General features: G+C 40.0%; 8 protein-coding genes and 1 pseudogene. 1 reads left to right on the top strand and 8 read right to left on the bottom strand.

Annotation, left to right across the window (positions count from 1 at the left end; translation table 11 throughout):
• Position 1 precedes the first annotated feature (1 nt).
• From IPJ09_16190 to IPJ09_16175, 4 genes and pseudogenes are all read right to left on the bottom strand, one after another.
• A complete protein-coding gene (locus tag IPJ09_16190; GenBank protein MBK7372946.1) occupies positions 2 to 877 on the bottom strand; it encodes an ABC transporter permease in 876 nt (291 codons plus the stop codon).
• Positions 874 to 1,836 (bottom strand): ABC transporter substrate-binding protein, encoded by a 963-nt coding sequence (locus IPJ09_16185; protein ID MBK7372945.1) that lies wholly within the window; start codon positions 1,834 to 1,836, stop codon positions 874 to 876. The genes IPJ09_16190 and IPJ09_16185 overlap by 4 nt, the downstream gene beginning before the upstream one ends.
• 151 nt (positions 1,837 to 1,987) lie before the next feature.
• Entirely contained in the window at positions 1,988 to 2,779 is a 792-nt protein-coding gene (locus tag IPJ09_16180) for an ABC transporter permease (protein ID MBK7372944.1), read from the bottom strand.
• Positions 2,780 to 2,806: 27 nt separating this feature from the next.
• Positions 2,807 to 3,706, bottom strand: a pseudogene (locus IPJ09_16175) (ABC transporter ATP-binding protein).
• Between the two features lie 506 nt (positions 3,707 to 4,212).
• Here IPJ09_16175 and IPJ09_16170 point away from each other — a divergent pair.
• The gene (locus IPJ09_16170; protein MBK7372943.1) at positions 4,213 to 4,578 is read left to right on the top strand and encodes a hypothetical protein; all 366 of its coding nucleotides are present in this window, start codon (positions 4,213 to 4,215) and stop codon (positions 4,576 to 4,578) included.
• A 4-nt stretch (positions 4,579 to 4,582) separates the two neighbouring features.
• On the opposite strand, the gene IPJ09_16165 is transcribed toward IPJ09_16170, so the two are convergent.
• From IPJ09_16165 to IPJ09_16150, 4 genes are all read right to left on the bottom strand, one after another.
• The gene (locus IPJ09_16165) at positions 4,583 to 7,687 is read right to left on the bottom strand and encodes a DUF5107 domain-containing protein (protein ID MBK7372942.1); all 3,105 of its coding nucleotides are present in this window, start codon (positions 7,685 to 7,687) and stop codon (positions 4,583 to 4,585) included.
• A 578-nt stretch (positions 7,688 to 8,265) separates the two neighbouring features.
• Positions 8,266 to 8,883, bottom strand: a complete 618-nt coding sequence (locus IPJ09_16160) for a hypothetical protein (protein MBK7372941.1) — start codon at positions 8,881 to 8,883, stop codon at positions 8,266 to 8,268.
• Between the two features lie 436 nt (positions 8,884 to 9,319).
• The gene (locus IPJ09_16155; GenBank protein ID MBK7372940.1) at positions 9,320 to 10,906 is read right to left on the bottom strand and encodes a SusD/RagB family nutrient-binding outer membrane lipoprotein; all 1,587 of its coding nucleotides are present in this window, start codon (positions 10,904 to 10,906) and stop codon (positions 9,320 to 9,322) included.
• A gap of 20 nt (positions 10,907 to 10,926) precedes the next feature.
• The gene (locus IPJ09_16150; protein ID MBK7372939.1) at positions 10,927 to 13,920 is read right to left on the bottom strand and encodes a SusC/RagA family TonB-linked outer membrane protein; all 2,994 of its coding nucleotides are present in this window, start codon (positions 13,918 to 13,920) and stop codon (positions 10,927 to 10,929) included.
• Between the last annotated feature and the right edge of the window lie 466 nt (positions 13,921 to 14,386).

Below are 14,386 nucleotides of genomic sequence, written 5' to 3'. Positions count from 1 at the left end.
TTCAACTTTTTTGCAAAGCGCTGGTCAGTCGAGGCAAGGCTACGATCATTAAAACAAATAACGCAGTAACCAGTTTTAGCCAATTGGGATCGATACCCATAGCCAGGGTACCTGCCAATACCATTTGAAACAATATGCTTCCTACGATCACCAGGACGATCTGCCAGCCAATGCTGGTGAGGTGCATCCAGGTCTTGAGGGCATCTGCTATCAGGACCGATCCCAGGCCAGTGATGACGATGCCGATACCCATATTGATATCTGTAAAGTTTTGGTATTGAGCCACGAGATAACCACTCAGGCCGGTGAGGGCATTGGCGATGGCTAGTCCGAGTATCTTGACCATGTCGTTATTGATACCCATTGATTTAGTCATGACCGGATTGTTGCCTGTGGCTCGCATCGCTATGCCAAAATCGGTCTTGAGAACATAATTCAATATCATCATAAGCAGCACCGTTATACAGATCGCTATAACAACCTGATTAAAAAGTACATTCTGAAAAATAGTGACCGAAGTAAATATGCCCGGTTGATTGATCAGGGGTACGTTAGACCTTCCCAGAAAAATCAGGTTGACGGAATACAATCCGGTCATCACCAGGATACCAGCCAGCAAGGCATCGATTTTCAATTTAGTATGGATCACGCCTGTACACACGCCCGCAAGCGCCCCTGCGCACATGCAAGCCGGCAGTATGACCCAGGCTGGCCAATGTTGAATAAGCCCTGTCGCCGTCACTACGGCACCCAAAGTATAACTGCCGTCTGTGGTGATATCAGGGATATTAAAAACCTTCATCGAAATGAATATACCCAATGCCATAGGACCAAGGCACAAAGCAAGTTGAAGCGCCGTGAGATAAAATTGACTCATTGAATAGACCCGAAGTCAGTAGGTATATTAATTCCGAATTTTTGAGCGGCTACGGGATTATAAACTTTTTTCCTAAGGGTGACCATCTCCCAATGTAATCCCTGGAGGTTTTTTGATTTTAAATATTGTGCAGCTTGCGTGCCTGCCTGGTACCCCCATTGATAGATGTCGGCGCCATAGGCTGCCAATGCACCCCGTTGTACCAATCCGGCTTCACTCGTAAAAATCGGGATATTTTTTTGATTACATGATTGGAGTATGGATTCAAATGAAGCAAAAACAATGTTGTCGGGATTTGCAAAAAACACATCGATATTCCTTGCCAATAAAGAGGCTGTAACCAATGGTACATCTGCAGATGAATTGACAGATTGATAGATAAGGGTGATATTATTGTTGGTAGCCAGATTTCGGATGCGTTCCATCGCTTCGACTGACTGAGGCTCGGATTGATTGTATAACATGCCGACCGTTAAAGGACCTGATTTGGATTTTACCACTTTTGGAATGAGTAAAAATGAAGTGTCTATATAGTCCAAGGTCTCTCCCACCCCAAGCAAATTGTCAGGAGCATGGCCTTGTGCATCATTGACTTTCATCAATTCTGGTGAGGGAGAGACCATCATAAATATGGGGATAGTCTTGGTGTTCTGTACAGCGGTAATCGTAGACAAAGATGGGTTCGTGGCTATGAGTGAGACCTCTTGTGCAATAAAATAATTGACTATCTGAGTGAGTGTAGGGATATTGCCCTGAGCATTGCGATAAATAATTTTGAGCGTACCTTTTTTTTCTTCATAACCGGCCTGTTCCAGTGCATCGATAAACCCGGTTTTCGCCTGCCCGATGGTGTTGTCTTCAAAGGCATCTACAAATCCCACTACCGGAACATTCGTATCCTTATGATTACACCCAATCACTAACAACAGACTCAAGGAAATGAATCGCCAATTTTTCATCATCTTCTGTTTAGAATTTTCTTTTTAAAATATCAAATGGTAATAGTTGTCAAAAAATATCTTCGAAAAGTTTACTTATATGCAAGATCATCCTTTTCCACAGAATAACCAAAGCCCAATGCCATCTGAGACTGCTGGATGCTCTATTGCCCTATTTTTCCAAATCCTTCTTCGACCAATAACTTATTGACCCAAAATATCCTGCTATACTTGTCAGGAATAACAAAGCATAACTCAGATAGTTCAACTGTGATCGATACGCTGCGCCTCCACTACCGCTGTATAAGCCAGGCACTGCCCAGGGGAAATATTGTCCCACACCGAGTGCTCCAAGTATCTGAGACATGACCAGCATGATCGTGACCAATCCCAGTGGAGAAAGATACCCCTTGCCCCATAAAGCAAAGTAAGCGACAGGAGTATTCAACAATATTATGAGAAAAGTCGTGAGGAAATAGTGGTTTAACTCCCGGGCGAAAAAGCTCCACTCCCATCCGGATAATCCCAGGATGAAACCGATCAATAGTCCAAGCAGCAGGTTACAGATCACCAATGCTACACACCAGGTTGTTGCATAAATAAATTTTGCATTCAAAATATTGGCTCTGGATACAGGCAGGGCTATCAAGTCTTTGACGGTGCCATCAGAAAACTCCCTTCCAAAAAGCCAGCTGGTGATAAATCCAAATATCAAGATCCCTCCTACTCCAACAGCTTGAGTCAATATACTGAGATATGATGGCCAATCGGCGGCTATAGCTAATACTTCCGATTTGGAACGCAGAGCACCGGACAAACCATCCATACCTCTGGACTGCATCAAAAACATGATGATACCTCCAAATATCGGTGCCAAAGCAAATGCAACTAAAGTGATTCCATGGATGGGTGAATGTTTATTTTTTAATACTTCCGCCTTGAGCGCGTGCCATGCAGTATTCATCATGCTTGGTTTGTATGGGGTCGATGGCTGGATCATCCTGAGGAAAAAGGATTCAAGGTCTTCCTGTACAATATGAAAGGACCTGACAGCAAGGCCGGCTTTAAATAAATCTTCGGACAGGAGCTCAGGCTGATCGAGACCTCTTTTATCCTTGCATATCAGGGGCCCTGCTTTTGCCTTAGATACTTTGAGGCCTTGCTTCACCAACACTTCATAGGCACGATCATTGTCCAGGGTGTCTATATATAAGGTCTTATGTACCAGCTGTGGCAGATCCTCTGTATTGATTTCATGGATTAATCGGCCTTGATGTACGATGCCTATACGAGTGGCGAGCTTAGCGATTTCGGAAAGAATGTGGCTGGATAGGAATATGGTTGCACCCTCTTCCTTTGCTAACTTTCCCAGATATTCTCTGATTTTGACTATACCGGCAGGATCCAGACCATTAATAGGCTCATCGAGGATCAGTAGCCTCGGATGATGAAGAAGCGCTTTCGCCAATCCAAGCCGTTGATTGTTTCCCAGGGAAAGATATTTTGCCTGGACAGATCTATAAGCTGTCAATTCCAGGGTGTCGACGATTTGATCAATGGCTCGAGGTTCCTTCAGTCCTCTCAATGTATGGTACACCTGTAGGTTTTCGACGACAGTCAGATTGGGATAAGACGCCGGGGTCTCTACCATATACCCTATATCATTCCAGATGCGAGATGCCTGCTTTACCTGATGACCAAATAACTTAATAGTGCCTTGTGACGGTTTGATCATACCCAACAAAGCCCTGATCAGGGTGGTTTTACCGGCGCCATTTAATCCTAAAAATCCATAGATCTCTCCTTGTCTCACATGCATGGAGATCTCATCGATAGCCGTCAACGATCCAAATCTCTTGGTCAGCGCACTAGTCTCTATAACATGCTCCATCATCCAAAAATACGACTGTACCACTTTAAAGGGCCAATACGCCTTCATGAATATTTGTCTGGCATAATTTCACGAGGTTTTTTAACCCACTAAGCATTTCTTAAAACAAGAAAATCAATAAACTGCATCATTTTTATGGGGTAACAAAAATTATTTTTTTGAAAAAATAAAAATATATAACAAATTAATTATCAATTATTTATATTTTTTATGACAAAATTTTAACCTGATATTGTAAAAAAAACATGCACAAAAAATTGCCAAAAAATAAGTCCATCCATCCTTAAAAAAACAATTGACAGGGAAATGTCGATTTGAGTATATTTGGCCAGTTTTCCGGAAGATAATGAGCTTCTTACTGTTCTGCTTAAATCTCGATTCGCAAGTTATTCTGCGAAAGCCAAACCCCATTTTATCAATTTTATTACAAGTATTTTTTTATTGAATGGCTTCATTCGTTATCTCTTATTTCTAAATTTTATTAAAAAATATTTATTCAACATTGTATGATAAAGAATCTACGCAAGACGCGCCAACGCCTTGTATTTAATGCAAATGGACTGGTCTTTACTGCGGTCGCCTTACAGTCGACTTTAGAAGTAGATACTGCAAATAAAGCCATATTAAAATTTGATATGAGCAAATGGTCTAATTTTGACCAAAATCAGGATGGCAATGCCATATTACATCACCTCAATGAAATACAAACTATCGAGATTGGTGATGAACAGTATGTAAAAAGATTTGTCAGAAACCGCGATACCTTATCAGAAGATCTGGAAGTAGAGATTCAGCTGCCAGGAAACCAAGTGTACAAACATAGAGCCAATTATAATGTAAAAGGGTTCCAGCTTTCACTGCGGATAGCATAGGACTCTACTGTTGATTTAAATAACCGACCACAGATTTAATTAAATTTTTTGAGTCAAGTGTCATGGTCGGATCGGTTAAGTTCATTTGCTGTTGATACATCGAAAGACACCAGGCAGGTATGGGGGAGTCAGGTATTCTGCCCTGCCAGGATTCCAATAATGTATTGCCTTGCTCTTCTTGGTCTGACATTTTTAATGCCAGTGCATTGATCAACAGCATAGGACTATCCAGGTGCGATCGGTCTTCACTGATATCTTTAAAAAGCTTTTGGGCCTCCTGGAGCCTACCCATGCGCTGCCAGCAAATAGCGGTGCACAATTTTTCGATCCTGCTATCGATGTCTTCATCATAGGGTTTGCCTACCCCAAGATTTTCCGGCCATTGGGCTGCTTGACCGATAAACTGCAATGCCGCTGTAAAATCATTTTTGTACATAGCCTGTATCGCTTGCTGCATCGTCGCTTCGCGATACAAATACCGCCCTTCTGTGGATCCTTCATTGGGGAGAAAAGTTTTACTCATCAATAAAGTATATGCTGCTTCATACTTCTTGTTTTCGATCATACATTTAGCCAGGAGGAAAGCGACTCCATCATTGGCGGGATAGTCTTGATGATACTTGGTCGCTATCATTAGAGCTTCCTGGAGATGACCCTGCGCTAGGTATTCCTGTGCGAGTAACTTGCCGTATCGCCACCCTTTTCCATCCAGTGCCATCGCTTTTTCCAAATTGATTGACCTTTGATCATCAAATAGGTTGGCTTTGGCAGCATAAAAAGCGGCAAAAGCCGGTTCGCCGCAAGATTCAAATAAATCTTTGGCCGCACTCGTATTTCCTCTGCTCCATGCCAGGAGCCCTAAAAAATATTTAGGCGGCCAGGTAGCCACATGTTCTGAAGAAAACTTAAATACTGACTGGGCTGTAGTCCGATAGGGAAAAACCATTTCGGGACTAGAGGATACTGCTTTATGTAAAACATCGGTATAACTCAAATCCCCTGATAAATGTAATGCATAAGCCTTCCAGTACAGTATCTCAGTATGGTCGGGAGCTAATCCTAAGATGCTCACTGCATCCTTTGGACTTTGGACATTCAAATACCAATCCGCCAAATTCAAATATACCTCATCATTAAATTCCTGTTGGATATGGCCCGAGAGCTGTGTTTTGTTATTTAGACTTGGATTGGACAACCATCTTTCTGCATCTACAAAATGGTTCAGTGGATTTAACTTATAGATTTGTGTTAGGTACTCTGCCGCTTTGGATCGATTTTTTTTGATCCGGTATATATAGGCTAGTAATTGTAAGGCCTCTATATTTTTGGCATTGAATTCCGTACTCCTCATGGCATAAGATAATGCACGATCATAAGTTTGATCCAGGGCATCGAGCCTGGCCAGCTCAAGGTAAGCTGCGCTTTTGTAGTCCGTCGATGCAGCAGCAATACTAAAACCATCTCTGGCATCTTGATAATGATACAAAGCTTTTTGAATCAGCCCATAAATAAAATTGGTCTGTGGATCGTAAGTATCCAGGCTCAATCCTTTTAATGCATACTGCAAAGCTCCGCTATAATTCATTTTACGATATTGGAGCTCCGCCATGACAGCAAGGGCAGATATATAAAGTGAGTCTGCTGCCAGGCTTTGTGCGAGAAGATCTTCGGCTTTGATATAATTTCTATCCCTTTGCCACTCTTTGCCTTTCAGATATAGACCATATGCTGAGCTCCAGTCAAAAGTCGATGGTAGATCTACAGGCCGGGCCAAGCCTTCTTTTTGATGAATGGTAGAATATCTAAACTTGTCACCGATCGTAAAAGATATCTCATCCCCACCGGATACGATCAGAATAGAATCTCTGACTACTTTGAGCGGAACAAAACTTATTTTTTTCTTGATCACTTTTTGGTCTACAGTAATAGTCACAGTATCTTTAATAAATTGTACCGGGCAAAATGACCATTTGACATAATTGTTTTCTTTATAAAAATTGAATCCCCCATAAAGATTGACTTTCTGCAGGCCTTTGGTTTTTTTGACCGGAAACCAATACTCGGTCCACTCATCTGTAGCGTAAGGAGAAAATCCTCTATGTTTAAAGGGTGTAAAGGTGCTGCCATCCGCGGATTGATTAAACAGGCGTCCGGATTGGATCTCCACGTATTGTCCATCCTGATCCGTGAGTAGTTGTTCCCAGATCATACCTTGACGGGAAAGTCCCCAGATCCATATTTTGCGTCCCGGCTTGTCATCCTGAAGTGCATAATGGCCCATACCAAAATCTTTATCATGCCAATATGTCGCAAAAAAATCAGCAGGCTGGCCAAAAACATGATAAGACTTATAACCTCCAAAGTCATTATTGTTATAAAAGGAGATGTTTTTGTTATTGGTTTTATTGATAGGCCAGTCTGCATATTCTCCGTCATGACCCAGGTATCTATTTCCCGGGAAGATAAATTCAAGATTGCCGGCAGCGGGCATCCCGGTATTCATCCAGGAGTAATAAGGTTGTTCTAATGGGGTACTGTTATGCCACAATGATTTGGTAGTAAAATAGGCTTTGTCGGGGGCCAGGTTTATTTCGATCGTCCAGGATGTCTGCGTGAGTTTGTCATAGGTACCTATAAAACAACTTACGCTTCTATCAGCATTAGATTGTGTCTTATAATCCACAGGAGTCGCACAGTTAGGCGTATGTCCGATGATTCCATAGTTGGCCTCTATACCGCCGCTGGTCCAGGGGCCACGCATAGCCACATCTCTAAACTTGACCACTTGATTGTTATAGATGAAGGCTTCTCCAGATGCCTTGTCCCAGGCAGCCCAAATCTTTCCTCCTATCTCCGGCAGTATCATCAATTTGATGTATTGATTCTCCAATTCTACTGTAGTCCAGGTTTGTAGTGTTGCAGTATCGGTATAACCATCAAATCTAAAGTATGGATAGATTTTGTCTACGTTGGCGATGGGATTGGGGTCTGAAAATGGGTAAGTCGTAAATGTCCTTTTATATGTTTTGATGGTTGAGGTTAAAGATTGGGCCCTGATGCCCGATACATAAATAATGAGCGATAAGACAACTACTGATATTTTTGACATAAACTGATTTTTAACATTAAAAATGAACCTCAAATGTAGAATATATTGAATGCTTGGACTTACCTGCTTTTTTATATGCTTCTAAGGTATAATGGATTACTAAAAAGTCTATGCATTTTAATGTATCAAAATTTACTACAACGTTTTAGTAGATTTTAGTGCTTTTTTCTGTACTTGATGAGCTATTTTTGTGTGAATAGTGCAACATATTGTACAATCTGTGCAATAAATACTAAAGTTAATCATACATTTTTTGTTCCAAAAGGTCAGTGGTTTTCCATTGGCCTTTTGATTTTAGGGCGAGATATATTCTTATCTTTGAGGCAAACGCACAAGTTCAGTTTGACTAAATAGAAAATTATCCCACAGAGCCTTCTCTTCACCCTGCATCACATAACGCCAGGTTTCTTTTCGTTCTTGCCAGCCTTTTAAATAGGCTAACTGAGGGGGGTGCTCACTGTAAGGTACAAATATCCATTACCTAAATCTACTGATTCGCCACTGGCCATCCACCAGGTGACTCCAAGATTTTGAGGGTTGAAGATCATAAAAAAACATCGTTGCAATTCGACATTCAATTATCCCAGTTCTTGATAGATCAATCCAATAATCGTGGACAGTTCATCGGAGGATTGCATTGCTAACGTTTTAGACCGCACTCTTTCTAAAGCCAGTTCTATCTGGGCTTCTCTAGCCTTAGCTTCTGCTAATTTTAAATCAAGAAAGCGGGTATAAGTCAGTTCAAATACCCTGGCAAAGCGTACAATGATAAGCTCTTCATCTGGCGAAAATAAGTAGGGAGCCAGGATGAGTAAATACCCATTTGAAAAATTAGCACCATAAAATGTAATGCTATCCGAAATATGAGCAAAAATATCTTTCGCTACATTTTCGGGCACATGTTGTGATAGAAACTGATGATGCGCTGTGTTTATTTCTCCCTGAATGGTGCATACATGCAGCGGCTGTTTCATTTTCCAACTCTCGTATCTTTCATTCAAAACATGATCGCCAGTCGGTGGGAAATCAATAAAATTTGGTAAAATGGTGCCATCCGGTAGGGTAACCCAAGCTGTTTGTTTTAGTTTATTTTCATCAATAAACATATAGCCACAACTAAGTGATTTAATTCCCAGTTTGCCAAATTCATGGTACAAAATACGGGCTGCTTCAGCCAATTCATTGCTATTTTGCATGGCCATTGCTCTTTATGGATTTTTTGATTGCTCATCCCAATGGTAAATGGTTAATTACAAATCCTTCCACATCACCCGAAAATTCACCAAAGGGCCCTGGATATAAGTATTTTTTCGATGAGGTAACCAGCATGTATTATTTTACAACTATCTGTGCCGGCTCATCAATCACTAAGGACTTCATGATGGATAAAAAACCAATCACAATAAAAGTAATTGTAAAAAAGATGATGATTTTATAAATATCACTCTACCTGATCAAAAGATAAGAAAGCAAGAGTTTTATTATGGCTCTGGATATTTATCTTCTGGATCCCGATCGTATAGAGCAGCTTATTCAAATTAAAATCTACTTTATTCGTAAGCAAAAAAAAATACCGTATAAAATGAATTACACGGTATTCTATTATTGTTTTTTAAAGCAAACTAATGGGGACTATTTTTTATCCCACCACAGTTTGGTAGTTCCTTTATCAGGCCCTCCCAATAAAGTGTTTACAGCTGCATTTACTGCTGCAGTATTGGTCGTATACTCACTGACCGTATAAGTAACTCTTCTTGGAATAGCTGTCACCGGTATAGCAGGGTCATCCGTATTCAATCTTGGATATAAAGTAGGGTACCCGGTACGCCTTCTTTCGGCCCACGCTTCCCAACTATTAGGATACAGCGATATCCATTTTTGAGTGATGATTTGTTCTAATTTTTTTTCTGTACTTCCTGCTTCGTCGAAGGCTACCGGTACCTTTGATACTGCAGGATTAGTTGCGTCCATCGCAGCAGGTACGTTGCTACTGGTCGTATATTCTTTGCCAGATAAATCTGTAGTGGGTAAGCCATATTCAGTGAATGATCGGCGAATACCTTCTTCATAAAAAGATTTTACGGTACCACTTCCCATATTCCAACCCACCAGAGCACCTTCTGCTCTTAAAAAATAGACTTCAGATGCTTTGAGCAATGGCCAGTTAGGTCCTGCTGTTTCTGCTGCGATGTATATCGGAGCCATGTCAGAAGCCAGGTTATTAAATGCAATTCCTTGTTTAGCTTCTTTTGATTGGCCATTTCGCATTCCTTCATATGGAAATTTCACTCCCGCTGGGTCATCATTATTATCAGGCGTTTTAGCGGCAGAAAAATATTTATCTACTCTTGGATCCTGATATCCTTTCAGTATACTCTCCATGTCAGCACTCATTCTGAATTCACCCCATTGGGTAATGGTAGTGTATCCATTGCGCCAGTTGTTACTGGTTTTTACTGTGGCATCACCAGCTACTGCCTCGATAACGCCATCGGCTACCGCTTTTTCTCCATTGGTTTTTGCTAGGCCTGCATTAGCATATCGCACTCTAATGGCCAATCTTAGACGAAGACTATTGGCAAATCTCAACCAATTGTTCACATTGCCTGCGAAAACTACATCATTTGCGCCCAAAATAGTCGAAGTCTTACCTGCATTACCCTTTAATACGGTGATGGCTTCGTCCAGGGTTTTGAAAAAATCTTCATATATTTTGTCTTGAGCATCAAAAGCAACTGATTTTTCGCCATTGCCAAAATTAGAGTAGGGTATAGGCCCCCAATAATCGGTAATGCGATGATATGCAAATACACGCCATACTTTGAAGATGGCATTTTCAAGGACCATATTGTTGGCTTTAGAAAAATCTTCTACGTACTTTATCTGAGGAGCAGCATCTCTGTAAAAATCGAGATAAGCACCATTGAGCCAACCACCAACTAAAGTAAATTTGTCAGAATCAAAATTAGGAGCGGTAGTAGCCATATAGTTAGAATACACATCAGCAAATAGAGAATGTGCTAATTGAAAGTTGCCCCTGTCATTTACTCCTATATGGACAGGGGTGTACAAGGCAGCTGCTGCTATAAGACCAAATGTGCCCTGGTCTAATTTATCTACTGTTAGATTTTTTGGATCAGTATTGATTTCATCAAACTGATCAGTACATGCCGCAAACAGAAAAAGTGTCGGGATCAGGCATAATAATAATTTTTTCATTTCTATTTATTTTTTAATAATTAAAAATCAATTCCTAAAGACAATCCTATAGACCGGGTAGTCGGTAACGAGAAGGCCTCTTGACCATCAACGTTATTTCCTGTCCCTACGGTTAACTCAGGATCTACATATTTTGCTTTATTGCTGAAGAAAAATAAATTTCTACCCACCAGAGAAATCCTGGCTTTGTACTTTGGCAATCTATAGCCCAAGACCATTTCCCGCAATCTGACATTGGATGCGTCTCTTACAAATGCCTCTCCTGTAGGAGCATTTCTGCCACCCACCAGGTTCCAAAACTTTTCAGCAGATGCCTTAATATCATTTGGAGTGCCGTCTTGTTTTACAGCTGTTTCATTTGTAAATACATCTTTACCGAATACCACTCCGCCTTCTCTTCCAGGTAACGTATAATCTAAAAATCCATCACCTGCCAATATCGCTTCACTAAATGCAGTGATGGTACCACCTTGTCGGATATCTATCAGAAAACTAAAATTGAAATTTTTATAATTGAATTGATTGTTAATACCGCCTAGCCAATCAGGATTAAAATTAGCAATGGGTACATTTTTACCTGCGGTGATTAATGGAAGACCATTGGCACCCACAATGACTCTACCCTGTGCATCTCGCTGAAAACCTCTGGATTGTATATCGCCAAAAGGAAATCCTTTTCTCAATACAAAATCACTGATAAAGCCTGTGGGGCCACCACGATTGAGCTCATTTAAGCCTTCTGCCAGATCCAGAATCTTACTGTTGTTTTTAGCAAAATTTATATTTATATCCCAAGTGAGGTTTTTATTGGATATCGGGGTGAATCCCAATACAGCCTCTATACCTTGATTTTGTATATCTGCACCATTTAGAAATCTTTGGTTTATACCTGAGGCGACAGGAACTGATATGGCAAACAACTGATCAAATGTGTTGGTTTTGTAATAAGATAAGTCCAGTCTGAGGTTATTCTTGAAAAAGCGGGCATCCAATCCTACTTCGGTAGATTGAGTTGTTTCTGGCAATAAATCTGCATTGGGTAAAGTAGAGTTTAAGCTTACCGTACCATTAAATACAATGGCTCTTCGAGATAACTGATAAGGATCCGTATCGCTTCCTACTTCTGCCCAAGACCCTCTCAATTTCAAAAAGGAAATTGCGTTAGGTAATTTAAGTAAATCACTCAAAACAGCTGAGACTCCAAAAGATGGATAAAAATAAGATCTATTGGCAGCCGGTAGAGTAGAGCTCCAATCATTTCTTCCCGAAAACTCTAAATATATACTATTGAAGAAACCTATAGATCCAAAGCCATATAATGATTGCACTTCTTTTTTACTAAATGATTCAGCGGGTCTTGGATCAGCAGTATTGCCCAATGCAAATATATTTTCAACATTAAAATTCACACCAGCTCCTGATACCTGATCAAATAAGGAAGTTCTAAGATTACCACCACCATTGAGATCCAATGATATTTTTTCAGTCAACGATTTATTAAAGTTGAGCAAGAAATCAGTATTCCATTCATATCCGTAGTTAAATGTTTTTGAGTAGGAACCACCTTGAGCCACAGTGTAAGAATCTGTCTTTCTGGTAAAGTCAGTAAAATTATTTATTCTATCCAATGCTGACCTTCCCATGAGTGAAAGGTTTTTTAATATTTGATATTTAAGTGATACCAAACCAGTCACTCTTTCACGAAGGCTGGGTTGTAAAATATTATTTATAGTCCAATAAGGGTTACCACCTCCATTAAATCTTGGTATCCAGTAATGTTGTCTGTTTTGACCAGCTTCATTTATAAATTCATATTGTTCTATATCTGCCGTGCGTATGTTTCTTGGTAACACATATAGATATCGTAGCGGATTGTCAAATCCTTCACCTTGACTTAATATATTTGAAAAATTATCTCGGATGTAGTTGACTTTGGCATCGGCAGATAGTTTTGTATTTAGTTGGGTATTTACACGCAATCCCAGGTTGTGACTATTAAGATTGTTTTTGGGAATAATACCTTTTGCATCGGTATAGGTATAAGATAAGAATGTATTTGTTTTATCATTTTTTATGTTTACACCCAGATTGGTAGCTAAGTTTTGACCTGTTTGAAAAAAGTCTTTTATATTATTTGGCTGAGGGCTCAATGGGTAGTTCTTTCCAAAGTCAGGATGGTTGGGGTTATTGGACCAGTGCGGGATCGATTGGCCTGTCATCTTAGGACCCCATGAGGTGGTTGCAGCAGCAGCATAATTACCTGCAGAACCTTGGCCATATTCATCTTGAAATTTTAACAGATGTATCGGAGATTCTGCTAAAAAATTAATGCCTAGTGAAGTACTTACACCGTTTTTAGCTCCTTTCCCAGATTTTGTAGTCACCACGATCGCCCCATTATTAGCTCTACTGCCATACAAGGCTGCCGCATTGGCTCCCTTTAATACAGATATTTCTTCGATATCATCAGGGCTTAGATTTCGAATATCGCCATTCATAACTATTCCATCTACGATATAGAGTGGTTGGCTACTACCACTTATAGATCGATTGCCACGTAATAAAACTTTGGATCCTCCGCCTACACCTTCACCAGAGCCAGTGACTGAGATGCCAGCTACTTTACCCGACAAAGTATTGAGTATATTGGTAGATCTGGCTTGTTTCATTTCAGAAGAACTAACTCCCTGTGCAGAGTAGGAGAGAGATTTTTTTTCCCTGCTAATACCCAGTGAAGTCACTATTACCTCATCCAGCAATGTACCGAATTCCATGACTACATTCAGCTCAGATTGGCCATTCACACTAATAGATTTGGTGGTATATCCTATATAGGAAAAAACAAGTACTGTGGAGGGGGAATTTAATTTGAGTGAATAAATTCCATCAATATCGGTCACAGTACCATTGGTGGTACCTACTTCCAGTACGGAAACACCCGTCAGGGGATCTCCATCCCTGGAATCGGTCACTTTCCCACTGACATTTTGAGCAAACATTATTTGGCTCATCATCACAAGTAAAAAAGAGAACACGATCCCAATTAATTTTTGTTTAAGCATTTTAGATTTCATTTTTATAATCTTTTGATTAGGAGAGATTTAATTTAATATTTTTAGTTTTAACACATACCCTTGTCAAACTCATCAGAGTAAATGATTTTAGGTTTAATTCCTCTTGAAGACCGATATCTCTTACTCAGGAAATGACAAAGTTTCCTAGTGTAAAGCATACGAAATTAACACCTTTAAAGTAAATACCATTAATATTTCTATAGAAAAAATCATTTTACGAAAACGTTTGAGTTGAGTCCTTTTGTGTCAATTTGATCCTTTGTGAAATTTGGGTTTAGAGACAGTAAAAACGATATGCATGCTAAATTGTTTATTAAAATTTGATGTCAAAGGACTATCAAAAAGCAATTTTATCAATTTATATTTTATAAATTGAAAGGCTTTCATTATACTTCTTTTTGTTACG

It is taken from the genome of Saprospiraceae bacterium (assembly GCA_016709995.1).
In the GTDB taxonomy this organism is placed as follows: Bacteria; Bacteroidota; Bacteroidia; order Chitinophagales; family Saprospiraceae; genus JADJLQ01.
This window is presented reverse-complemented; position numbering and strand designations above follow the sequence as displayed.